This window comes from Rhodoplanes sp. P11, assembly GCF_964266735.1.
GTDB classification, from domain to species: Bacteria; Pseudomonadota; Alphaproteobacteria; order Rhizobiales; family Xanthobacteraceae; genus Rhodoplanes; species Rhodoplanes serenus.
The window spans coordinates 356,993-380,451 of record NZ_CAXWGY010000021.1; the positions used below are offsets into that span (position 1 = coordinate 356,993).

The following is a 23,459-nucleotide window of genomic DNA, read 5'->3' on the forward strand; positions in this document are numbered from 1 at the left end:
GACATCATGTAAACGGAAACTGCTCGGCCATCCACGCATGCCAGCGCGGCGACTCGCGGGCCTCCACGGCGGCGGACTCACGGCCGTAAAAATAGAGGCTGAGGGCGATATGGGACTTGCCGGCGTAGCTGAACGCGCCCATCAGCGCGATGCCGGGAGCCGGCGTGTCGAGGCGCAGCATCAGCGCCTGATGATCGCCGATGCGATACTCCTCCTCCACCGTGCCGGCGAGCTGCGGCGCGCCGTCGACGGCGGTGTCGCGCCGCTCGCCCGGTCGCGCGCCGTCGAGCCCGAGCCGCCGCGTCAGCTCGGCCCAGGCCGCAGCCGGGTCACCGCCGAAGCCGCCCATCGGCCGGCTCGACGCGGCCGGCTCGCCCGCGAAGTGGCGGAGATAGAGGCGCAGGATGGCGAAGAACGCCGGCCAGCCGGTCTCGAAGCTCTCCATCTCCTTGTCCCAGTCGTCGCGGTCGGTGAACAGGCTGTGCACCATCCGCACCCGACAGGTGCCGCCGGACGCCGCCTCGATGACGATCTCGGTGGCGAGCGGCGGCGCCTCCCCGCTCCATCCCAGCTCCTCGTAGCCGAAGCGGTGCGGCGGCTGCCAGACCGTCACGACGCCATGCGAGGTGGCGCCGCCCCCGAGCTGGAACTCCAGCCTGCCGCCGACCTTCTCCTCGATGATGGTGGGGACGAACCATGCGGCGTTGCCGGGGCCGGTGGCCATCGCCTGCCAAATCTGCTCCGGCGTGCCGGGCAGCTCGATCTCCATCTCGACGGCCCGACGGGTGGCGGCAGTCTTCTTCAGTGGCATGTCGCGTCCTCTCGCTCCTTCGAAGGTGTCGGATGCGCCACCAGCAGCACACGGTGCCGCCGTCCCCCTGGCGCGACCTCGTCGTGATACTTCGCCGCCAGCGCGGCGATGGCAGCAGTCAGCTCGTGCGTGAAGTCGGCGCGCTCCGCAGCCGAGCGAAACCGGATCTCGGTATCGAGCGTGAGCGTCGCCAGCCGCTTGTGCTCGCGGCAGGCCCGCCGCCACAGCGCACCCAGCTCGCGCACTACGCGGGCCGCGACCGCGATGGCGTAGCTCGCCGACATCCGATCGCGCGAACGGTCCGGATCGCAGGCGACCGGCCCCAGGGCGGCGGGCGACACCACGTAGCTGGCCGCCGTCGCCACCAGCCGCCGTTCGGTGAGGCCGCCCCAGCGGCGTTCCTCCGCCACCGCGACCAGGCCGTGCGCCTCCAGGGCGCGCAGATGGTAATTCACCTTCTGGCGCGGCATCCCGAGCCGCGCCGCCAGCGCCGCCGCGGAGGCGGGTCGCGACAGCTCGGCCAGCAGCCGCGCCTTGACGGGATCGAGCGCCGCCGCAGCGGCCTCCGGCTCGACGATGACCTCGACGTCCTGCATGACCGCAGGCTCCCATTGACAAAATTTTCTGTCAATGCAGCCTCGGATACCTCCTGCTCGAGCGCGGCAGGCGGATGGCCGTGGGTCGTAGGTCGTAGGTCGTGTGCCGAGATCAGGCGAAGCGCTTGGCGCCGCCGACGCACAGCACCACGACGACGGTCGCGGCGATCATCGTGGAGGCGATCGGCTCGCCCAGCAGCACCCCCGCCAGGATCAGGCCCAAGAAGGGCTGGAGGAGCTGCAATTGGCCGACACCGGCAATGCCCCCGAGGGCGAGCCCGCGATACCAGAAGATGAACCCGACCAGCATGCTGAAGACCGACACATAACCGAGGCCGACCCATGCCGGCACACTGATCGTGCTCCAACGGGTGGGAGCGGTGCAGAGGGCGACGACGGCCATCACGGGTAGCGACCCGAGCAGCGCCCACGAGATCACCTGCCAGCCACCCAGCCGGCGCGACAGCCGCGCCCCCTCCGCATAGCCCAAGCCGCACAGGAGGACGGCGGCCACCATCAGGCCGTCGCCGACCACGGAACTGCCTTCGCTCTGCGACAGCGCGAACCCCGCTACCGTGGCGGCCCCGACGCCGGAGAAGAGCCAGAAGGCGGGCCTCGGCCGCTCGCCCGCGCGCAGAACGCCGAAGCCGGCGGTCGCCAGCGGCAGAAGCCCGATGAAGACGATCGAATGCGCCGCCGTGATGTGCAACAGCGCGAGCCCCGTCAGCAGCGGAAAGCCGACCACGACCCCGAGCGCGACGACCGCCAGCGACGCGATGTCCGACTTCGCCGGGCTCGCCTGCCGAAGCGCGAGAAGACAGGCGCCCCCCAGCACGGCGGCGACGGCGGCGCGCGCCGAGGTGACGAACAGCGGCGACAGCTCCGCGACCGACACCCGCGTCGCCGGGAGTGACCCGCTGAAGATGACGACGCCCAGGAGGCCGCTGCCCCACCCCGCCATCGAGCGCTCCATTCGCGTCCTCCCCTCGTCGCCGGTCGAGACTAGCGAGCGGGGGCTGGAGCCGACAGCCACACTGCCATACAATTCCGACAATCTGTATGGGCTCGCTTACCCATACGATCGAGCGAAAGCCAAAAGGGAACGAAGCCGTGACGCGGACCGAGGCGCTGGTGGAGGCGGTGCGGGCCAAGATCGCCAACCGCGCCTTGGGGCCAGGCGATCGTCTTCCCTCGGTGCGCCGTTTCGCGCGGACCATGGGGGTGTCGCCATCCACTGTGGTGGAGGCCTACGACCGCCTCGCCGCCGCCGGAGTGGTCCGGGCCCGCCGTGGCTCCGGCTTCTACGTGACCGGGGCCGATAGCCCGCCCTTGGCGCTGACCGCACCGGGGCCGCTGCGTGACCGCAGCATCGATCCGTTCTGGGTCTCCCGGCAGTCCCTGGATGCCGATTCATCGACCCTGAAGCCGGGATGCGGGTGGCTGCCGGCCGACTGGATGCCCGCGGCGGCGATCCGGAAAGGACTGAGGGCGATGGGCCGGGCCGACGGCGCGGTGCTGGCCGACTATGCGGGCACCCGAGGCTCGCCGGCCCTGCGCCGCCTGCTGCTGGGCCGGTTCGCCGACGAGGGGCTTGCCGTCCGGCCGGAGCACATTATGCTGACCGGCTCGGGCACCCAGGCCATCGATCTCGTCTGCCGCCTGCTGCTGCGGCCGGGCGACACCGTGCTGGTGGACGACCCTTGCTATTTCAATTTCCGGGCCCTGCTGCGCGCCCATCAGGTGACGATCCGCGGCATTCCGTTCACCCCGACAGGGCCGGACGTGTCGGCCTTCGAGCGGGCTGTGACCGACGAGGCACCACGCCTCTACCTGACGAACTCGGCCCTCCACAATCCGACCGGCGCGACGATCTCGCCACAGAGCGCGCACCGCCTGCTCGGCGCGGCCGCCGCACGCGGCCTGACCATCGTGGAGGACGACATCTTCGCCGATTTCGAGCCCGCGCCATCGCCCCGACTGGCGACTCTCGACGGCCTGGACCGCGTCATCAAGATCGGCAGCTTCTCCAAGACGCTGTCGGCGTCGCTGCGCTGCGGCTACATCGCGGCCAGAGCGGAGTGGATCGAGGGCCTGGTCGATCTCCAGGTCGCCACCAGCTTCGGCGGCCCGAGCCCGGTCGCGACCGAGACGATCGTCGGCATCCTCGCCGGCGGCACCTACCGAAAACACATGGACGACGTGCGCCGCCGCCTGCTGCGCGCCCGCGAGGAGGTGACGGACCGGCTGGCGACGCTCGGCCTCGTCCCGTGGATCGTCCCCCGCGGCGGGTTCTATCTCTGGTGCCGCCTGCCCGACGGCCTGGACTCGGCCGCGATCGCGCAGCGCTGCCTGGAGGAGAACGTGGTCGTCGCGCCGGGAAACGTCTTCAGCGTGTCGCAGTCGGCGACCTCCTTCATGCGCTTCAACGTCGCGCAATCGTCGGACCCGCGTATCTTCACCGTGCTCGAAAGGGCGATGAACGCCATCGACTGACGGGCGGGCGGCGGCCAGCGCGCCGCGCGGGGCCGGATGGTCGACGCACACCGATCGGCATCCGGCACCAAGCAGACAGCATGAGCAGGTCTTCGACGCGGACGTCCGAGGCCCAGGAGCGCCTGTCCAGAAACACGACATCGTCCAGTTCTGCGACACACGCGCACGCGGCCCGATCGCACCGAATGCAGGCGACACGCATTCCACCTCGAAAACGAAGATGTGGCATCTCCCTTGCAGCCAACCGACGCATACGAAACGCGACGCCTGCCCGCACCGAGTGCTTCGGGGTGGCCAAAGGCGGCATTGTCATGGAAACGTCCTCATGAAGATCACCGCAGCGGTGGCCCGCGCGACGGCCGCACCTCTATCGCTGGAAAGCCTCGAGATCGAAGCCCCGCGCGACGGCGAGATCCTGGTCCGCGTCGTCGCGACCGGCATCTGCCATACCGACATTGCCATGCGGGACCAAACCTACCCGGTCCCGCAACCGATCGTGCTCGGCCACGAGGGAGCCGGCGTCGTCGAGGCGATCGGCCGCGGCGTCGGCAAGGTGGCGCCGGGCGATCATGTCGTCATGTCGTACAACTCGTGCGGCTCCTGCGACTCGTGTCACGAGCACCGGCCGAACTACTGTCACGACTTCTTCCAGCACAACTTCGCCGGCGTGCGCCACGACGGCAGCACGGCGCTGCGCCGCGGGGGCGAGGTCATCCACGCCAACTTCTTCGGCCAGTCCTCCTTCGCCACCCACGCGCTCTGCCACGAGCGCAACGTCGTGAAGGTCCGCAACGACGTGCCGCTCGAGCTTCTCGGGCCGCTGGCCTGCGGCATCCAGACCGGCGCCGGCGCGGTGATCAACTCGTTCGCGCTGCGTCCGGGCGAGACCATCGCGGTGTTCGGGGTCGGCTCGGTCGGCCTCAGCGCCGTGATGGCGGCGCGGGTTGCCGGCGCCACCACCATCGTGGCCATCGACACCAACGCGCAGCGGCTCGCGCTGGCGCAGACGCTCGGCGCCACCCATGTGGTCGACGCCAAGACCCAGGACGCCATCGCCGCCATCATGGCCGCGACCGGCACCGGGACGACCTACGCGCTGGAGACGACCGCGATCCCGCGGGTGATCCGCACCGCGATCGAGAGTCTGGCACCGCGCGGCACGTGCGGCATTCTCGGCGCCTCGACGCTGGACACCGAGATCACCCTCAACGCCATGCACCTGATGACGGCAGGCCGTTCGCTGCGCGGGATCATCGAGGGCGATTCGACCCCGGACGTGTTCGTGCCGCGGCTGATCGAGCTGTTCCGCCAGGGCCGCTTCCCGTTCGACAAGCTCGTGACGTTCTATCCGTTCGACCGCATCAACGACGCCATCCACGACGCCGAGACCGGCAAGGTGGTGAAGCCCATCGTCCGTATGTGATGCCGTTCGCGCTGATGGCCTTGGTCGTCAGTCCGGGACGGCGCGTGAGCGCCGGACCCGGACTCCAGCCGAGAGCGGAGCGTTCGGGATTGGTGGCCGGGTTCGCCTGGCGGTGCGCCCCGGAGTGACGTCGAAGCGATCCGCAGGACGGCCGACACGTCGCGAAGCGAGATCCCGGACACGACTGTTCGAAATCCGGACAGTGTCCAGTTTACCGACAATCGATTGCCTCGTTCACGATCGAAATGCCGCTCGTTCGCGCCATTTCCCGGTGTGGCACTGCCCTTGCAAATCCGCATCCGGAACGCTGCCAAAACAAAAAGCTCGACCGGGACGAAACAACCAGGAGGTTCTACGTGGAACGACATGTCGTTCACGGCCGCCGACGCATGCTCGCTGTCGGCTCCGCCATGCTGGCATTCGCCTGCGCCACGCCCGCCGCCGCCCAGTCGGCCGGGCAATGGAAGAATGGCCAGCACGTCTACGCCAAGGTCTGCGCCAACTGCCACGACTCCGGTGTCGGCCCGGTGATCAAGGGCCGCGGCCTCGATCCCGGCCACTTCCAGCACGTGGTGCGCCACGGCCAGAAGGCCATGCCGGCCTTCCGCCATACCGAGATCGACGACGGCGCGCTGCGCCAGGTCGCCGAGATGCTGTCGAAGAGCCTTCCGCCGGGGCTGCACGAATGACGATCTCCCGTCGCATTCTCCTCGGCGGTGCGCTGTACGGCAGCGCCGCACTGGCCGGCTCCGCACTGGCTGGTTCCGCATTGGCCGAAGCCGCGAGGGCGGCCGCGAGTCCATCCCCCGCGCCATCGCCCCGGCCACCGGCCGACGTGCTGGTGCTGGTCGATCCCGCAGCCGCCCCCTCCTTCGCGGCCGCCGCCGGTCGCGGCGGCCCGGTGATGCTGGCTGACGGGCTGCCGTCGCTCGTGGCCGCCGCCGCGTGGCTCGGCGCGGAGCCGCACCGCCGGCTCGTCGGCCTCGTGTCGGAGGCGCATGGCGTGCTGTTCCGTCAGATGCTTCCTGGCGCCGCCGCATGGCTGGCGCTCGGCCACCACCGCGTCGGCGGCACCGGCGACCACCACAGCCGCCACCGCCTCACCGTGCTGCCGGCGAGCCGCGGCATCGGCCGCCACCTCGCCGCCGCGCTGGCCGGCGAGGTGGCGGACTTCAGCGTCACCGAAGCCGGCATCGGCGCGCCGGACAGCACCGCCGGCATCACCGCGCTGACGCCCGCCGCGAGTGTCCGCCCGATCGGCTGGCCGGCCCGCCTCGGGGATCTGCTCGGCCGCGTCGCCGATGGCTCCTGGCAGCCCGATCCGATCGCCTCGCCCCGCACCTATGCGGGCCGGGGATCTCGCGGCCCGGGCCGCGACGTCGCCCTCGCCTCTCTCGTCGTCGCCGGCTGATCCGCCCGCGCTCGGAGCATCTCCATGTCCAAGTATGTCGCATTGCCTGCGGGCGTCTCCGAAAAGGTCTTCGATACGGCGCTTGCCGAATACCGCGCGATCCTCGGCCCCGACCACGTGATCACCGCCGCCGAACGGCTCGTGCCCTACAACAAGATCATGCTGCCGGTCGACGACGAGCGGCACGCCCCGTCGGCGGCGATCTGCCCCGGCTCGGTCGAGGAGGTGCAGCGCTGTGTCGCCGTGTGCAACAAGCACAAGGTGCCGGTGTGGCCGATCTCGACCGGCAAGAACTTCGGCTACGGATCGGCGGCGCCGGCGACCCGCGGCCAGGTGGTGATGGATCTGCGCCGGATGAACCGCATTCTCGACGTCGATGCCGACCTGTGCACCGCCCTGGTCGAGCCCGGCGTCACCTATCAGCAAATGTACGACCACCTCCAGGACAACAAGATCCCGCTGTGGCTGTCGTGCCCGGCCCCGTCCGCGATCGTCGGGCCGCTCGGCAACACGGTCGACCGCGGCGTCGGCTACACGCCCTATGGTGAGCACTTCATGTTCCAGTGCGGCATGGAGGTGGTGCTGCCCGACGCCAGCCTTCTGCGCACCGGCATGGGCTCGCTGCCCAACTCGAACACCTGGCAGGTCTTCAAGTGGGGCTACGGACCCTATCTCGACGGTATCTTCACGCAGTCGAACTACGGGATCGTCACCAAGATGGGCCTGTGGCTGATGCCGGCGCCGCCCGACTTCCGGCCCTTCGTCATCCGCTACGACGACGAGGCCGACATCGTCACCGCGGTCGAGACGCTGCGGCCGCTGCGCATGGCCAACATCATCCCGAACGCCGTGGTGATCGTGCATGCGCTGTGGGAGGCGGGCTCGGCCTATGCCCGCTCCGACCACTTCACCGGCCCCGGCGCCTTCACCGATGATGCCGTGCGCACGATGGTCAAGAAGACCGGCATGGGCGTGTGGAACCTCTATGCCGGCCTGTATGGCTCGCCCGAACAGAACGATGTCGCCTGGAAGATCGTCCAGGGCGCCGTCAAGGCCTCCGGCAAGGGCCGCATTCTCACGGCTGCCGAGGTCGGCGAGGACCCCGTGTTCAAGTATCGGGCCGATCTGATGCAGGGCCGGATGAACACCAAGGAGTTCGGCCTGTACAACTGGCGTGGCGGCGGCGGCTCGTGCTGGTTCGCGCCGGTGAGCCAGGCGCGCGGCAGCGAGACGCTCAAGCAGATGGAGATGGCCAAGCGCATCCTGAACCGGCACGGGATCGACTATGTCGCCGAGTTCATCGTCGGCTGGCGCGACATGCATCACGTGATCGATCTGCTGTTCGACCGCACCGACTTCAACCAGACGCGGGCCGCACACGCCTGCTATCGTGAGCTGTTGCAGGAGTTCGCAGCCCAGGGCTACGGGGTCTACCGGGCCAACACCGCCTTCATGGACGAGGTCGCCGATTGCTACGGCGACGCCAAGCGGAAGATCAACGCGACGCTCAAGCGGGCACTGGACCCGAACGGGATCATTGCTCCCGGAAAGTCCGGGATCTGGGCGACCGTCTGAGCCGACAGGAGACGTTCAATGCAGGAATTCAAGCTGTACATCGGCGGCAATTGGGTCGCCTCCGGGGTCGTCGCCGACGATCTCGATCCGGCCACCGGAGCGGTGTGGGCGCGCGTGCACCAGGCCGGCACCGCCGAACTGGAGGCGGCGCTTGCCGCCGCCCATGCGGCCGCCCCCAAGTGGGGCGCCACCGTCCCGGCGGAACGCGAAGCGGTGCTGCTGAAGGCGGCCGACATCCTGGCGACGCGCATCGGCGAGATCGCCGAGGTGCTGCGCCACGAGGGCGGTGCCACCTTCGGCAAGTCGATGTTCGAGGCCTCGTTCGTGGTCAACCTGCTGCGCAGCGCCGCCGGCGAATGCCGCCGGATCTTCGGCGAGACCATGCCGTCCGACAGCCCCGGCTTGTTCTCGATGACGGTGCGGCGACCGCTCGGTGTGGTCGCCGGCATCGCGCCCTTCAACTTCCCGTTCCTGCTCGCGGCCAAGAAGGTGGCGCTGGCGCTGGCGGCCGGCAACACCTTCGTGCTCAAGCCGTCCGAGCACACGCCGGTGAGCGGCCTGAAGATCGCCGAGATCTTCGCCGAGGCCGGCCTTCCGGCCGGGGTGCTCAACGTGGTGCCGGGCGGCCCCGAGATCGGCGCCGCACTGTGCACCGACCAGCGCGTCCGGCTGGTGACGTTCACCGGCTCGACCGCCGTCGGCAAGGCGATCGCCGAGATCTGCGCCCGCTCGCTCAAGCGCTACACACTTGAGCTCGGCGGCAAGAGCCCGATGATCGTGCTGCGTGATGCCGACCTCGACTATGCGGTGGATGCGGCCTGCTTCGGGATCTTCCTGCACCAGGGCCAGGTCTGCATGGCCAATTCCCGCATCATCGTCGAGGCGCCGCTGTTCGCGGACTTCTGCGAGCGGCTGGCCGCCAAGGTGGCGACCCTGAAGACCGGCAATCCGCACGACCCGACGACCGTGATCGGCCCGCTGATCACCGCCGGGCAATGCGCCCGGGTCGGTCGCCACGTCGAGGACGCGGTCGGCAAGGGTGCGCGGCTCTTGTGCGGCGGCACCGCCGAGGGCGCGTTCTACCGCCCCACCGTGCTGGCCGGCATCACACCCGACATGCTGGTGTGGCGGGAGGAGAGCTTCGGCCCGGTGGTCTCGGTGATCGAGGTCGCCGATTCCGAGGCGGCCCTGCGGGTCGCCAACGACACTGCCTACGGCCTGTCGTCGGCGCTGATCACCAACGATCTCCAGAAGGCGCTCGATCTGTCGCTCCGCCTCGAGGCCGGCATGGTGCACGTCAACCACAGCACCGTCTATGACGAGCCGCATGTTCCGTTCGGCGGCGTCAAGGACTCCGGTCACGGCCGCGAGGGCGGACGCTGGTCGATGGACGAGATGACCGAGGTCAAGTGGATCACCATCCAGGCGGGGCAGCGGCACTTCCCGTTCTGAGCCGCCTCCCTCCCTCTCCCCCGCACGCGGGGAGAGGGTCGGGGTGAGGGGTAGCAGCACCACCGGAACGCATCGCGCCCCAGCGAGCCGGAAACGCCCTTCCCCGACATCGTCGGCGGACATCGCGGCTGCGCCCCCTCACGCAGCTCGCCGACCTCTCCCCGCCTGCGGGGAAAGGTGACCGGCCCCCCCCGCCCTCTCGCCCCCGGCACAACCGACCGGCACGGAGAAGTGGCGTGCCGCCGGCCGCTCCGATATCCTCTTCCGGAACAGCAGCAGAGCGTCGACAAGAACGCCACCGAGGGACGGAGGGAGCGCCGTGCTCGCGCACGACCTGTCATTGGCAGACGTGCTCGGATTCGATCCGGACACGGGGCGGATCGACTTTTGCGGCCGGCGCGCCATGCTGGTCCATGCGGATGCGCTCGGCGCGCTCCGCAAGGAGCTGGTCGACACGCTCGGGCTCGACACCGCCAGGGTCATCCTGACCCGCTACGGCTTTTCGTGCGGTCAGAACGATGCACGCCATGTCGAGCGGGTCGGCGGCTTCGCCTCCGCCGCCGATTTCGTCATGGTCGGACCGCGTCTGCACATGTTCGGGGGTGTCGCCCGCGTCGTAATCGAGAAGCTGTCAGTCCCGACCGAGGGGAGCCGCTACGCCATGGCGGGGACGTGGCACGCCTCCTACGAGGCCGAGCAACACCTCCGGCTGTTCGGGCCGGCGGCCGAGCCGGTGTGCTGGACGCTGGCGGGTTACGCCTCGGGCTTCTCGTCGACGGCGTTCGACACGCCGATGATCTGCATCGAGGACTGCTGCGTGGCGCGCCACGACCCGCAGTGCGCGTGGCGGCTGGTGTCGGCCGCGAGCTGCGGGCCGGAACTCGACGAGCACCGCAAGGCGTTCATGCCGCTCGATCTGGCCCAGCAGATCAACCTGCTCGAACAGAAGGTGGAGCAGCGGACCGCGGACCTGCGCGTCTCGGAGTCGCGCTACCGCGATCTGGTCGACAATCTGCCCGAGATCATCTTCAGCCTCGATCCGCTCGGCCGGCTGGTCCATCTCAACCGGGCCGGCCGGCAACGGCTGCGCATCGATCCGGAAGGCGGCACCATCCCGCTCGCGCGCCTGATGCCGCTGAAACACCGCCGCCGGCTGGTGCGCCTGCTGCATCGCATCGGGGAGACGCGCGCCGAGGGCCGCATCGAGGTCACCCTACGGTCGCTGTCCGACGAGGACATTGCGGTACAGCTCCAGCTCAGCCCGATCATGGACGGCGACCGGCTCACCGGCTATCGCGGGCTGGCGATCGACATCGGGCCGGTGCAGGCGCGCGAGCGAAAACTCGCCGAATACGCCTCCACCCTGGAAAGCCAGCTCCTTCAGGCGACGCGCCTCGCCGGGCTCGGCCAGTTCGCCTCCGGCATCGCCCATGAGATCAACAATCCGATCGGGCTGATCTCCGCCTATGCCGAGGATCTGCTCGACACCCTCGGCGACCGGCCCGACGCGGCCGCGACCGCCCGCCTCCGCAACGGGCTGGCGATCATCCAGGACCAGGCCTATCGGTGCAAGGCGATCACCCGCAACGTGCTGTCGTTCGCGCGCGATCAGGCCGTCAACCTGGAAACCTCCGACATCGGCGCGCTGGTGCGCGAGAAGGTCCACTTCTTCACCGAGCGGGCGAGCGCCAGCGGCCTCGACGTCCATCTCGACGTCGCCCCAGCGCTGCCGCCGGTCCGCACCGATCCGATCCTGCTCGGCCAGGTGCTGCTGAACCTTCTGAAAAATGCCGCCGAGGCGCTGAACGGCCGCGGCACCGTGTGGGTCGGCCTCGCGCCGTCACGCAACCGCATGCGCCTGGAGGTTGCCGACAACGGCCCCGGGCTCGCCCCCGACATCATCGACAAGGTCTTCGATCCGTTCTTCACCACCAAGGCGCCCGACCAGGGCACCGGGCTCGGCCTATCGATCTGCTACGGAATCGTCCGTTCGCTCGGCGGCAATCTGAGCTGCGGCAACCGGCAGGCGGGCGGCGCGTGGTTCCGGGTGTCGCTGCCACTGACCGGCAGCGAGCGGGGGGACGCATGAGCACCGGCTCGCTGCTGGTCGTCGATGACGAGCCGCACTATCGCAAGCTGCTCAGCGAGCGGCACGGCCGCAACGGCTGGGCGGTGTTTCCGACCGCGACCGGAGCGGAGGCGCTGCGCATCGCCGAGAAGGCCAGCATCGACGTCGCCCTGATCGACATCCTGATGCCCGGGATGAACGGGCTCGACCTGCTGGAACGCCTGAAGTCGATCGATCCGGCCATCGAGGTGGTGGTGCTGACCGGGCATGCCAGCGTCGAGACCGCGATCCGCGCCATGAAGCTCGGCGCCTTCGACTACCTGTCCAAGCCCTACAAGCTGTCCGAGCTCGACGTCGTGGTCGAGCGCGCCGCCGAGCGGCGCCGTCTCGCCCACCGCTGCGTCGGGCTTGCCGCGCAGGTCAAGCACCTCGAAGGCCCGCGAGACCCGATGGTGGGCCAGTCCGCCGCCTGGCTCGCCACCGTGCGGCTCGCCCGCAAGGCGGCTGCGCAGACCCTTCCGGTGCTGATCACCGGCGAGAGCGGGACCGGCAAGGAGGTAATCGCCTCGGCGCTCCACCGCTGGAGCGGCCGGGCCGCCGAGGTTCTGGTCCCCATCGACTGCGGGGCACTGCCGGAGCAGTTGCTCGAAAGCGAGCTGTTCGGCCACCGGCGCGGCGCCTTCACGGGGGCCGTCGCCGACAAGGAGGGGCTGTTCCAGGTCGCCTCGGCAGGCACGCTGTTCCTCGACGAGATCGGCGAGCTCCCCCTCGCCCACCAGGCCAAGCTGTTGCGCGTGCTGGAGACCGGCGAGTTCCGTCCGATCGGCCAGACGGCGCTGCGACGCACCGATGCGCGGGTGATCGCCGCCACCAACCGCGATCTCGATGCCGCTATCGCGGCCGGGCAGTTTCGCGAGGACCTGCTGTATCGCCTCAACGTGGTCACCATCGCGGTGCCGCCGCTGCGCGAACGGGCCGAGGACGTGCCGCTGCTGGTCGCCCACTTCATGGCCCGCAGCAAGACCGGCGCCTGCGACCTGGAGCCGGGCGGGATGGCACGCCTGACCGACTACACATGGCCCGGCAATGTGCGGGAGCTGCGCAACGTGGTCGAGCGCCTCCTGATGCTGGCGGAGGGGCCGGTGATCACCGAGCGGCTGGTCGCCAGCCTGCTGGTCGAGCGCGGCGGCCGGCCCCGGGCGAACGGCGGCAAGCCGGCGTTCGATCGCGTGATGCCGCTCGCCGACATGGAGCGGAGCTACGTCCGCTGGGCGCTCGACGAGTGCGGCGGCAACGTCACCACGACGGCGCGAAGGCTCGGGATTTCACGATCGACGCTGTACCGCCACACGGCGCCGACGTGACCGGGCGTGTCGCAGCAGGCGAGGCGAGCCGCCCGTGTGATGAAACGGCAATGGATCGGCCTCCCGACCCGGCGGCAGAATAGCCACGCCTCCTCGTCACTTCGCGACGAGCTTGGCCACGGAGATCTCTCCGTCGGTGACATATCGATTCACCCGGCCGATCGCGAGGCGCTCACCGGGCGCATGCGAGCGAACATTCTCGATCACCTGGTGTGACTCCAGTTCCGAGATGATGAAGTCTCGCTCCGCGTTCGTATCCGCATCCGTCGCGTGCGTGATCTGGAATGTCAGACGAGTCAGCGAAAATCCGGTGTCCTTCGTCGCCGCGCCGACCCAAAGCACAGTTTCACTTTCGCTCGGACGCGGTGCTTCACCCCAGAACGCGGGAGTATCGAGCTTTTCTTCCACGCGATCGAGCTGCAATCCCCAGAACCGAACATGGTGTCTCTTTCGAGGGCTGTCACCGATCGCCTTCTGAAAGCCGACGTCCTGGCCACGCCCGAAGAGAAAGAGCGTGCTGAATGGAGCTGTGGGATAGGGCCTGTTCAAGACGAAGGCCTGCACCATCCGCCATGTGCTCACGAGGTTCAATCGATCTGCTTCCGCCCACCCGGTCGTCGCATAGGCGGCCCGAAGCTGTTCCATGGTCCCGAACAGCGCGAGATTGACAGGATCGCCCGGCAATCCATCGCCCGTGATCGTGTAGCTCGGCACGCGGTGACGCTGAAGGATTCGCAGTCCGATCCGAACCGCGCGAGGGAGAATAACGTATGCTGCCAACGCATAGGTGAACCCGACCGCGATCAGCCACGGCAACCAACGATCCGCGAAGTCGAAAAAGACGAAAACGATCAGCCACACCGTCAGTATTCCGAGGCCGAAGACCAGCAGACGCTGGCCCAATCGTATGATGCGCCTCATCTCTCCCCCACACGCTGTCGCCGACTTACGATTCCTCGCTACCCGCTGCCGCAAAACCGGCCAGCGTGCTAGCACGACCACGTTCTCGGCGACAGCACCTCGCGTTTGGTGCCTGTCGTGGAGAGGATTGATCGTGCCCTCGTTGGAGGGGCGTCGATGCGCGCAGCGGCGAGACCCACGGCGGGCTGCTCGGCTTGTTTGACCCCGCGGTGTCTGCCAGCGTAGGCGGCTATCGCCATGCGAGCCCTGTGGGCGCGCCTCGCAACGATCGCCACGCCGGGGCGACGACCGCCATCGGCCGGCAGAGATCCAATGAAGAACACGTCGCAGGCTCGCCAGTGTCGGGGAGAAGGCCAGCCGTGACCTCTATCGACGCGATCGACCAGGGGACGACGAGCCCGCGCGTCATCGTCGTCGACCCGTCAAGGCCGAGTGGTGACCATGGCCCAGAAGAAGCACGAGCAGATCGACCCCAAACCCGGCTGGGCCGAGCACGCCTCACTTAGTGATTTGCTGCCTGGTACCGTCAGACCACCTGACGGTGCCGTGGGCGGCTTCTCAGACCGCCTCTAAAGGCACCGTGACGACGAGACTCATCACTCCCACTCGATGGTGCCGGGCGGCTTCGAGGTGATGTCGTAGACGACGCGGTTGACGCCCTTCACCTCGTTGATGATGCGGGTCGCCACGTGGCCGAGGAACTTCATGTCGAAGGGATAGAAGTCGGCCGTCATGCCGTCCGTCGAGGTCACGGCGCGCAGCGCCAGCACGTGCTCGTAGGTGCGCCCGTCGCCCATCACGCCGACGGTCTTCACCGGCAAGAGCACCGCGAACGCCTGCCAGATGTCGTCGTAGAGCCCGGCGCGGCGGATCTCCTCGATGTAGATCTCGTCGGCGTAGCGCAAGATCTCCAGCTTCTCGGCGGTGATCTCGCCGGGGCAGCGGATGGCGAGGCCCGGCCCCGGGAACGGATGGCGGCCGACGAACACGTCGGGCAAGCCCAGCTCGCGGCCGAGCGCCCGCACCTCGTCCTTGAACAGCTCGCGCAGCGGCTCGACGAGCTTCATGTTCATGCGCTCGGGCAGGCCGCCGACATTGTGGTGCGACTTGATGGTGACCGACGGGCCGCCGGTCGGCGACACGCTCTCGATGACGTCGGGATAGAGCGTGCCCTGCGCCAGGAAGTCGGCCCCGCCGAGCTTCTTGGCCTCCTCCTCGAAGACGTCGACGAACGCCTTGCCGATGATCTTGCGCTTGTCCTCGGGGTCGACGACGCCGGTCAGCGCCTCGACGAAACGGTCGCGCGCCTGCACATGCACCAGCGGGATGTTGTAGCTGCCGCGGAACATGGCGATGACGCGCTTGGCCTCGCCGCGGCGCAGCAGCCCGTGGTCGACGAACACGCAGGTGAGCTGGTTGCCGATCGCCTCGTGCAGCAGCACCGCCGCCACCGCCGAGTCGACGCCGCCCGACAGGCCGCAGATCACCCGGCCGGTGCCGACCTGGGCGCGGATCTTCTCGATCGCCTCTTCCTTGAAGGTGCGCATCGTCCAGTCGCCCTGGCAGCCCGCCACCTTGCGCACGAAGTTGCGCAGCAGCAGGGCGCCGTGCGGCGTATGCATCACCTCCAGGTGGAACTGGGTGCCGTAGAAGCGGCGCGTCTCGTCGGCGATCACCGCGATCGGCGCGTTCGGCGAGGTCGCCACCACCTGGAAGCCGTCCGGCACCCGGGTGACGCGGTCGCCGTGGCTCATCCACACCGGGTATTTCTCGCCGGTGTGCCAGATGCCGTCGAACAGCTGGCAGTCGGCGCTGACCTGCACCTCGGCGCGGCCGAACTCGCGGTGATGGCCGGCCTCGACCTCGCCCCCGAGCTGGGTCGCCATCGCCTGCTCGCCGTAGCAGATGCCGAGGATCGGCACCCCGGCCTCGTAGAGGCCGGCCGGCGGCAGCGGCGCGCCGGGCTCCAGCACCGACGACGGGCCGCCCGACAGGATGACGCCCTTGGGCCGCATCGCCGCGAAGGCCGCGTCGGCTTTCTGGTAGGGCACGATCTCCGAGTAGACCCCCTCCTCCCGCACCCGGCGGGCGATGAGCTGGGTCACTTGGGAGCCGAAGTCGACGATGAGGATCTTGTCGTGTTGCATGCGCCGGGGTTAGCGGATCGCGCCGCCCCCCGCAATCCGGGGCGCCCGCAACCCACGATGAAATCGGCTGCATCCGACGCCGGCCGGCCGTCGCCCGCTGTCCCCGTAACCGTCCATAAAGGCGGGCGCGGCAGAATGGCGCGGCTGCCGATCGGGTCCCGGCGGCGATCCCGCTCCCATCGCCCCGCTCCATCGCCCGAGCCCGCCATGACCGAGACCTCGATGGCCATGTCCCCGTCTTCCGGCCCGGTCGAGGCCGACCGCCGCGACGCCCTGTTCCGCGAGAGCCTGCCGCAGCGGCTGGAGCGGCTGGCCCTCGGGACGGCCTGGAGCCTCAAGCCGCCGCGGCTCGCCGGGCTCCCGGGGCTCGCCCGGCTGTGGGTCGCCGACCTCGTGGCCCCCCGCGCGGAGCTGCCCGACCCCGACCGCACCGTCAACGATTTCGGGATCTGCGGCATCGTCCGCGATCCGTCGCCCGCCAGCGTGCTGGAGGGCTATCGGCGTGGCCTGTTCCCCTTCGCCCATGTCGGACCGCTGAAATGGGTGTCGCTGCCGGAGCGCTGCGTCTCGGCGGTCGACGACTTCCACATCGGCAAGAACCTGCGCCGCCTGCTGCGGCAGGGCCGCTATAGCGTCACCTTCGACCGCGACTTCGAGGGGGTGATCACCGCCTGCGCGGGCCGGCGCAGCGGCCGCTGGCATCTCACCTGGATCACCCCGCGGATCATGCGGCTCTATGCCGAGCTTTTCGATGCCGGCCACGTCCACTCGTTCGAGGTGTGGAACGCCGGCGGCGAGCTCGTCGGCGGCGGCTACGGGGTCGCGGTCGGCGGCGCCTTCTTCACCGAGTCGCAGTTCTCGCGCGAGACCAACACGTCCAAGATCGGCTTCGCGGTGCTCAACTGGCACCTGGCCCACTGGGGCTTCACCCTCGACGACGGCAAGTGGCCGACCTCGCCGCTCCTCGACATGGGCTTCCGCACCCTGCCGCGGGCGGCGTTCCAGGCCCGGCTCGCCACCGCGGCGGCGCTGCCCGGCAAGCCCGGCCGGTGGAGCGTCGAGACGGACCTCAAGACGGTCGCGGCCTGGCAGACGGGCGGCAGCAAGGAGCAGCGGCCCGAGACCTGAGGAGACCACGGCTCGATCGGCTCGCACGAGACCGAGAAGCGCGAGGCGGGGCTGTAACGGCCCATAAACGGGACGAATGGCATAAAAGTGCAGGATCATGTCCGGACCGGAGGCCGCGAGGCTGCCCAACCCGGACGCCCCCAGTACGGATCGACCATGACCGAACTCGTCGCCGCCTCGGTGGATTCGGCGAACACACCGCAGGTCTCCGAGCAACGCCAGGCGCTGTTTCGGGAGCCGGTCGCGCGCCGCGTTCAGCGGGTCGTCCTCGGAACCGCCTGGGCGGTCCAGCCGAGCCGCATCGGCAGCCTGCCGGGCCTCGCCCGGCTGTGGCTCGCCGACCTGGTCGGCGGGGGGCGGGAGCTGCCCGATCCGCGGCGCCCCGCCAACGCCATGGGGGCCTGCGGCATCGTCCACGATCCCACGCCGGAGCGGCTGGTCGAAGCCTATGGGCGCGGGCTGTTCCCACTCGCCCATTTCGGCCCGCTGAAATGGATGTCGCCCCCGGATCGCTGCATCCTGACCTTCGCGGACCTGCATATCGAGCGCACGCTGCGCCGCCTGATGCGGCAGGGGCGCTACACGGTGACCTTCGACCGCGCCTTCGACGAGGTGATGGTGGCCTGTGCCGGACGCCGGCGCGGCCGCTGGCCGCTCACCTGGATCACGCCGCGCGTCATGCGGCTCTACGCCGAGCTGCACGACGCCGGCCACGCCCACTCGTTCGAGGTGTGGAACCGCACCGGCGCGCTGGTCGGCGGCGGCTATGGGGTGGCGGTGGGCGGCGCCTTCTTCGGCGAGTCGCAGTTCTCGCACGAGCGCAACACGTCGAAGCTCGGCCTCACGGTGCTGCACTGGCATCTCGCCCGCTGGGGCTTCCTGCTCGACGACGGCAAGTGGCCGACGCCGACCACCTGCGCCATGGGGTTCCGCTGCGTGCCGCGCGAGGAGTTCCTGGCGCTGCTCGGCGACGCGGTCGCCCGCCCCGGCCGCACCGGCCGGTGGGTGGCCGAGACCGGCCCCGAGACGGTCGCGCACTGGCGGCCGGAGGACTGCGCGCACGCCCGCCGGTCGAGCCAGGCCGCGTAGCCGTTCCGGTCAGCCGGCCCGCCGGTCAGCCGGCCCGCCGGATCACCGCCACATAGAAGGCATCGGTGCCGGTGCGACGCGGCGTCATCAGGAGGCCCTCGGGCCCGGCCAGCACCGCGTCCAGGAAGGCCGAAGCCTGCTCGCCTAGCACCTCGGCGGTCTCGGCCGGCGGCACCGCCGCAAAACCCGGATGGCGCTTCAGGAAGCCAGCCACCTGGTCGGCGTTCTCGTCGGCGAGCAGCGAGCAGGTGACGTAGACGATGCGCCCCCCCGGCCGCACCAGCGTGGCGGCGCGGTCGAGCACCGTGGCCTGCTGGGCGATCCGCATGGCGAGCGACCCCGGGCGCACCCGCCACTTGGCGTCCGGGTTGCGGCGCCAGGTGCCGGTGCCGGTGCAGGGCGCATCGACCAGGACCAGGTCGGCCCTGTCGACGAGGTCGTCCAGCCCGTCGGCGCCGGGCGGCGGCGTGCGGACCTGGACGTTGCGGACGCCGGCCCGCTCCAGCCGGGCATGGATCGGCGCCAGCCGGCGCTTGTCGAGGTCGGTCGCGTAGATCTGCCCCTTGTTGGCCATCGCGGCGGCGAGCGCCAGCGTCTTGCCGCCGCCCCCGGCACACAGGTCGATCACCTGCTCGCCCGGCTTGGCGGCGGCGAGCAGCGCGGCCACCTGCGAGCCCTCGTCCTGGATCTCGACCTGTCCCTTGATGAACGCCGGCTCGGCATGGACGGGCGGGCTCTTCGCCTCCGGCCCGATGGTGATCCGCAGGCCGACAGGCGACCACGGTGTCGGCTTCGGCGCCAGATGGCCGAGCGCGGCCATCGCCTTGTCGCGGCCAGCCGCCAGCGTGTTGACTCGCAGGTCGATCGGCGCCCGGTGGGCGAGCGCCCGCCCCTCGGCGACCCGGTCGTCGCCGAACACCCGGGCGAGCGCCCCGTCGAGCCAGTCGGGATAGTCGCCGGCGACATGCGACGGCGCCGCGTCGTCCGGCTCGCCGCGGGCGAGCGCAGCACGCTCTGCCGGGGTCAGAGGGTCGGGCGCGAAGCGGCTGCCGTCGCAGAGCTTTTCGATCGCCGCGGGATCGAGGCCGCGGTCCAGCCGCAGCATCCCGAGCAGTACGGCGCGCGGCGTCGCCTCCCCCATCCGGTGGGCGGCCGAGAGCTTGCGGCGCAGCGCGTCGTAGACGAGGCCCGCGATGGCGGCGCGGTCGCCCGAGCCGGCGAAGCGGTGGGCGAGGCCCCAGTCCTTGAGGGCGTCGGTGGCGGGACGGCGGCGGGCCTCGATGTCGGCGAGGACCTCGATGGCGGCGGAGAGGCGGGCAGCAGGTGTCATGCGCCCCTGTCCCACACCGGCGACGGAAACGCCACCGGAACGGCGCGGCCAACAGAAGAGTCGAATTGACAACTCACTGTCAATATGAATACATGCTGTCATGTCACCGCGATTTCATCCCGACCAGACCGCCGCCGGCGACGCGCTCACCGCGCTGATGCTGGAGACCTTCCGCCTCAACGGGCGCCTGCTCGCCGCCGGTGACCGGCTGGTCGAGCCGGTCGGCCTCACCAGCGCGCGCTGGCAGGTTCTCGGCGCCATCGCCATGGCGGGCCGGCCTGAGCCGGTCGCCCACATCGCCCGCGACATGGGCCTGACGCGCCAGTCGGTGCAGCGGGTCGTCGACGTGATGGCGGCCGAGGGGCTGGTGGCGTTTGCCGACAACCCGCATCACCGGCGCGCCAAGCTGGTGGAGATGACGGCGCGCGGCCGCGCCGCCTACGACGCCGCCATCGTCCGCCACACCACCTGGTCGAACGCCCTCGCCGACGGGCTCGCCGAGGCCGACATCCTCGCCGCTCTCGCGCTGCTGCGGGCCGTGCGGGGCCGGCTCGAAGACGCCGCGGCCGCCGTCGCCGAGCCCCCGTCCGAAGCCGCTACGACCGATCCATCTCTCGCTTGATCCGCGACGGAGACCGTCATGTCCGTGACCGCCCCTCGTTCGTTGCACAGCAGCCCGATTCTGCGCCTGCACGGCGCCGCCGGCCTGCTCGGCTTCTTGACCATCCTGACCTTCTGGACCTCGACGGTCGCGTCCGAGCTGTTCGGTTCGCCGGCGACCGTCGCGGCCGTCAAGCAGGCGATCGCCTGGGCGCTGCTGCTGCTCGTCCCGGCGCTGGCGATCGCCGGGCTGAGCGGATTCCGGATGGCCGGGGCCGCGACCGCCCCGCGGCTGGCGGCCAAGCGCCGGCGCATGCCGCTGATCGCGCTGAACGGCGTGCTCGTCCTGGTGCCCTGCGCCGTCACCCTCGCGGTGCTGGCCGGGCGCGGCGACTTCGGCGCCACCTTCCAGGCCGTGCAGGCGCTGGAGCTGATGGCGGGCCTCGTCAACCTGGTGCTGATCGGCCTCAACATCCGCGACGGCCGCGCGCTGACGGCCCGCCGGGCCTCGGCGATAGGCGGCATCCGGTGAGCAGCAGCGGAGCAGAACGATCGACGGCAGCCGGCAGAAGCACGCCGCCGCCACTTACAGGCGAGCCGCCGGCGCCGTCCCGAAGCTCCGCCGCCATGTTGCGCCGAGGTCCTTGTCGAGGCCGAGCCAGCCGGCGTCGAGCTGCGCACGAAGGAAGGCATCGCGCTCCCGCGCACGGCCAACCAGAAGCCATCGGAGCTGCGGTACCAGATAGCGGAAGAACGCCAGCCACTGGACGTAGTTGACGGCAAGCGGATTGCCCGTCACGGCGACCTTGCCGGCATTGATCGCAGCCGCCACGCCATGGGCGAGAACTAGCATGGACCGCAGGCGAGGTTGCGACCCGACCGGCAATGCCTCGGCCAGCGAGCGGCCCTCATGGAGATCACGGGCCAGGCAGGAGAGCCGCACCACGACCTCGACAACGATCGCGCACACGCCACCGGCCAGGACGTGGCGGAGATCATAGCCGTTCCGGTACATCTCGCGCGTGATCTCGGCGATGCTGGCATCCCCGACGATGCGCTGCTGAAGGAGCTGGCAGGCGCCGAACAGCGGCGGCGGCAGCCCCGCCGGGGTCGCCACATCGGACAGCATATGGCCCGCGACCGTGGCGAAGGCATCGGCGATTCCCGCAAACAGCCCGCGGCCCGCATCAACCGCATCCCAGCCCGGCGCGTCCTGAATCACGATCGCCCCGTCCGCCCCGATGGCCGTGAATCCGCCCGCCAATACGTCGCGGACCCCGAACAACCAGCCGAGCAGCGGGTCATGCCCGAGCGCATGCAGGCGATGGGTGCGCGGCCCCAGCCCCTTCACCGCAATGGCGAGCCCAGCGCTGGTGGGCGCGTCGTAGGGCACCGGATAGGCCCGTTCGAGAGACCGCACCGTCTCGGGTGGCAGCAGCTCGGCGAAACCATCCTTCAGCAGATTGGACAGCCAGCCTCCCTCCGATCCCGTGCTGCCCAGAAAACCCGGATGGCGCGGCACCTGGACGAGAAGAATGTCGGCGAGCGCGGCCAGAACCCCGGCAACACCCGCAACCGCATAGTCCGCCGGTGCAAGACGATGGAGGTTCGCGAACTCGCTCTCCCACCCATCGACGCGCGCCAGCGCGCCCTGTTGCTCGTCCGGGGTCAGCAGATCGTCGAACGAGACGGGCCTGTTGGCACAGTCGGCGCGCGCCTCCGCGACGATTTCGTCCCACGATCGGACCGCCGGGGGCGCTGCGCCACCACATGCTGAACGCGGCTCAGCCGACAGCCCGGTCAACAGCGCGCTCGCCCGCCCGATCGCATCGTCAGTCGCGACGGTGAGCCGAGCCGCCCCGCGCTGCTCGACATCGAGTCGTTGCCGTTGAGCCGCCAGCACCGCCAAGCTGTCAGGGCCATCCGCGGCAGCGCCGACGACAAGCCCGCCCATCGCATCTTCAAGCCGGACGAGGAGATCGTTCAGATAGGCGAGGCGCTCGCCCGAGGCGGCGTTCCGGTCCTGTAGCTCGCGGATCAACGCATCGTGCTTGCGCAACGCCTCCTGGAGCAAGACCTCAGCTGCCGCGGCCTCCGCACTGCGCGCGCCCGGAAGCACCTCACGGCCGGCCTGAGCAATCAAGCTGGCCTGGACTCCGAGCCAAGACCATCCGCGCTGCAAACCCGCCGCCCCGGCCTGCCCGGCAGACGCCATCCCGGATCGGATCGCATCAACCGCAGCCCCGCCGCGCGTCGACCAGTCGTCCAGGTCGGGCCGGATCGAAAGCGTGGCGCCGAGGTTCGCAAGGGCGGACCGGACCGTCTCCGGAACGGCCGAGGGCGAGAGCGCTCGTGTCTGGTCGGCAACGGCCGCGCCGGCCTCCGCCAGCAACTCTTGAACAAGGATCAGCGCCGTGCGTGGCGAACCGTCGGACGACATGCGAGCCCCCGGCCGTGCAGTCGCGAGGATAGCAATCTAGATACCGCAACCCAAGGGCGGCGTCGCGGGGCCGCACCGCCCCTCAGGGCAGCGACCGGCTCTCGCATGTCGATCGGCGGCGTCTCAAATCCCGAGCAGGATGCGGACCGCGAACACGCCCCAGGCGACGGCCAGCACGAGCGCGCTCGCCCGATCGAGCAGGCCGGGCGCGGTGCCGCCCCGCGCCCCCATCACGGTCACGGCCCGCAGCACCCGCAGCGTGACGAACACGAAGGCCAGCAGCACGAAGGCGAGGTCGGCGTGCCGCGTCAGCATCGAGGCGAGGGTCAGCACGTAGAACAGGACCCCGAGGCCGTACGGGTCGCCTAGCGCCTCGGCACAGCGATCGCGCGACAGGCGCGCCCGCCCGCCGAGCGCCGTCCCGGCTCCGAGCATGAGCGCGAAGGCGAGCGCGACATGGATGAACAGCGGCGTCAGCACCAGCGGATAGGACATCGGGCACTCCACGGCGCCGCAGCGGCGCCCGCGTCATGGCATCAGCACGGCCGGTGACGCCTCACGGTAACGGAGGGCCGCGGTTCCGGTTCCCGCGAGACCCGGACTGCGACCCA

Annotated in this window: 20 protein-coding genes; 12 read left to right on the forward strand and 8 right to left on the reverse strand. The window is 70.1% G+C overall.

Annotated elements, in window-relative coordinates; translation table 11 throughout:
* Positions 1 to 4: 4 nt before the first annotated feature.
* From ACFQUV_RS24460 to ACFQUV_RS24470, 3 genes are all read right to left on the reverse strand, one after another.
* Entirely contained in the window at positions 5 to 811 is an 807-nt protein-coding gene (locus ACFQUV_RS24460) for an SRPBCC domain-containing protein (RefSeq protein WP_129609438.1), read from the reverse strand.
* The gene (locus ACFQUV_RS24465) at positions 802 to 1,407 is read right to left on the reverse strand and encodes a helix-turn-helix domain-containing protein (RefSeq protein WP_129609437.1); all 606 of its coding nucleotides are present in this window, start codon (positions 1,405 to 1,407) and stop codon (positions 802 to 804) included. Before ACFQUV_RS24465 ends, ACFQUV_RS24460 begins: the two co-directional genes overlap by 10 nt.
* Before the next feature lie 112 nt (positions 1,408 to 1,519).
* Positions 1,520 to 2,380 carry a DMT family transporter gene (locus tag ACFQUV_RS24470; RefSeq protein WP_129609436.1) on the reverse strand — a complete coding sequence of 287 codons (861 nt, stop codon included), beginning with the start codon at positions 2,378 to 2,380 and terminating at the stop codon, positions 1,520 to 1,522.
* A gap of 86 nt (positions 2,381 to 2,466) precedes the next feature.
* On the opposite strand from ACFQUV_RS24470, the gene ACFQUV_RS24475 reads away from it, so the two are divergent.
* The 8 genes from ACFQUV_RS24475 (at position 2,467) to ACFQUV_RS24510 (ending at position 13,193) form a co-directional block, all read left to right on the forward strand.
* Positions 2,467 to 3,900 carry a PLP-dependent aminotransferase family protein gene (locus ACFQUV_RS24475; protein WP_129609435.1) on the forward strand — a complete coding sequence of 478 codons (1,434 nt, stop codon included), beginning with the start codon at positions 2,467 to 2,469 and terminating at the stop codon, positions 3,898 to 3,900.
* Between the two features lie 325 nt (positions 3,901 to 4,225).
* A complete protein-coding gene (locus ACFQUV_RS24480; protein ID WP_129609434.1) occupies positions 4,226 to 5,323 on the forward strand; it encodes an NAD(P)-dependent alcohol dehydrogenase in 1,098 nt (365 codons plus the stop codon).
* Positions 5,324 to 5,679: 356 nt separating this feature from the next.
* Positions 5,680 to 6,012, forward strand: a complete 333-nt coding sequence (locus ACFQUV_RS24485; RefSeq protein WP_207211493.1) for a cytochrome c — start codon at positions 5,680 to 5,682, stop codon at positions 6,010 to 6,012.
* The gene (locus tag ACFQUV_RS24490) at positions 6,009 to 6,734 is read left to right on the forward strand and encodes a hypothetical protein (RefSeq protein ID WP_129609433.1); all 726 of its coding nucleotides are present in this window, start codon (positions 6,009 to 6,011) and stop codon (positions 6,732 to 6,734) included. The genes ACFQUV_RS24485 and ACFQUV_RS24490 overlap by 4 nt, the downstream gene beginning before the upstream one ends.
* Before the next feature lie 24 nt (positions 6,735 to 6,758).
* Complete coding sequence (locus tag ACFQUV_RS24495; RefSeq protein ID WP_129609432.1) at positions 6,759 to 8,309, forward strand: FAD-binding oxidoreductase; 1,551 nt, start codon at positions 6,759 to 6,761, stop codon at positions 8,307 to 8,309.
* Between the two features lie 18 nt (positions 8,310 to 8,327).
* Positions 8,328 to 9,761, forward strand: coding sequence for an aldehyde dehydrogenase family protein (locus tag ACFQUV_RS24500; RefSeq protein ID WP_129609431.1), 1,434 nt, complete (start codon positions 8,328 to 8,330; stop codon positions 9,759 to 9,761).
* Between the two features lie 319 nt (positions 9,762 to 10,080).
* Positions 10,081 to 11,850: a XylR N-terminal domain-containing protein gene (locus ACFQUV_RS24505; protein WP_207211619.1), complete on the forward strand. Its 1,770-nt coding sequence runs from the start codon at positions 10,081 to 10,083 to the stop codon at positions 11,848 to 11,850.
* Entirely contained in the window at positions 11,847 to 13,193 is a 1,347-nt protein-coding gene (locus ACFQUV_RS24510; RefSeq protein ID WP_129611575.1) for a sigma-54 dependent transcriptional regulator, read from the forward strand. The genes ACFQUV_RS24505 and ACFQUV_RS24510 overlap by 4 nt, the downstream gene beginning before the upstream one ends.
* A gap of 96 nt (positions 13,194 to 13,289) precedes the next feature.
* Here ACFQUV_RS24510 and ACFQUV_RS24515 read toward each other — a convergent pair whose 3' ends face one another.
* Both ACFQUV_RS24515 and guaA read right to left on the reverse strand, forming a co-directional pair.
* Positions 13,290 to 14,114: an LssY C-terminal domain-containing protein gene (locus ACFQUV_RS24515; protein WP_129611576.1), complete on the reverse strand. Its 825-nt coding sequence runs from the start codon at positions 14,112 to 14,114 to the stop codon at positions 13,290 to 13,292.
* A gap of 596 nt (positions 14,115 to 14,710) precedes the next feature.
* Positions 14,711 to 16,261, reverse strand: a complete 1,551-nt coding sequence (guaA, locus tag ACFQUV_RS24520; protein WP_378395922.1) for a glutamine-hydrolyzing GMP synthase — start codon at positions 16,259 to 16,261, stop codon at positions 14,711 to 14,713.
* 207 nt (positions 16,262 to 16,468) lie between these two features.
* Here guaA and ACFQUV_RS24525 point away from each other — a divergent pair, with 207 nt between their 5' ends.
* Together ACFQUV_RS24525 and ACFQUV_RS24530 are read left to right on the forward strand one after the other, a co-directional pair.
* Positions 16,469 to 17,389: a leucyl/phenylalanyl-tRNA--protein transferase gene (locus ACFQUV_RS24525; protein WP_165364180.1), complete on the forward strand. Its 921-nt coding sequence runs from the start codon at positions 16,469 to 16,471 to the stop codon at positions 17,387 to 17,389.
* 156 nt (positions 17,390 to 17,545) lie between these two features.
* On the forward strand, positions 17,546 to 18,478 hold the full coding sequence (locus ACFQUV_RS24530; RefSeq protein WP_129611579.1) for a leucyl/phenylalanyl-tRNA--protein transferase: 933 nt from the start codon (positions 17,546 to 17,548) through the stop codon (positions 18,476 to 18,478).
* A gap of 25 nt (positions 18,479 to 18,503) precedes the next feature.
* On the opposite strand, the gene ACFQUV_RS24535 is transcribed toward ACFQUV_RS24530, so the two are convergent.
* Entirely contained in the window at positions 18,504 to 19,808 is a 1,305-nt protein-coding gene (locus ACFQUV_RS24535; RefSeq protein ID WP_129611580.1) for an RsmB/NOP family class I SAM-dependent RNA methyltransferase, read from the reverse strand.
* A 100-nt stretch (positions 19,809 to 19,908) separates the two neighbouring features.
* Between ACFQUV_RS24535 and ACFQUV_RS24540 the strand changes: the two genes are divergently transcribed.
* A complete protein-coding gene (locus ACFQUV_RS24540; RefSeq protein ID WP_129611581.1) occupies positions 19,909 to 20,430 on the forward strand; it encodes a MarR family winged helix-turn-helix transcriptional regulator in 522 nt (173 codons plus the stop codon).
* An 18-nt stretch (positions 20,431 to 20,448) separates the two neighbouring features.
* Positions 20,449 to 20,940: a hypothetical protein gene (locus ACFQUV_RS24545; protein WP_129611582.1), complete on the forward strand. Its 492-nt coding sequence runs from the start codon at positions 20,449 to 20,451 to the stop codon at positions 20,938 to 20,940.
* Between the two features lie 54 nt (positions 20,941 to 20,994).
* Here ACFQUV_RS24545 and ACFQUV_RS24550 read toward each other — a convergent pair whose 3' ends face one another.
* Both ACFQUV_RS24550 and ACFQUV_RS24555 read right to left on the reverse strand, forming a co-directional pair.
* Positions 20,995 to 22,848: a hypothetical protein gene (locus ACFQUV_RS24550; protein WP_129611583.1), complete on the reverse strand. Its 1,854-nt coding sequence runs from the start codon at positions 22,846 to 22,848 to the stop codon at positions 20,995 to 20,997.
* Between the two features lie 123 nt (positions 22,849 to 22,971).
* Positions 22,972 to 23,343 (reverse strand): hypothetical protein, encoded by a 372-nt coding sequence (locus ACFQUV_RS24555; protein WP_111384198.1) that lies wholly within the window; start codon positions 23,341 to 23,343, stop codon positions 22,972 to 22,974.
* Positions 23,344 to 23,459 lie beyond the last annotated feature (116 nt).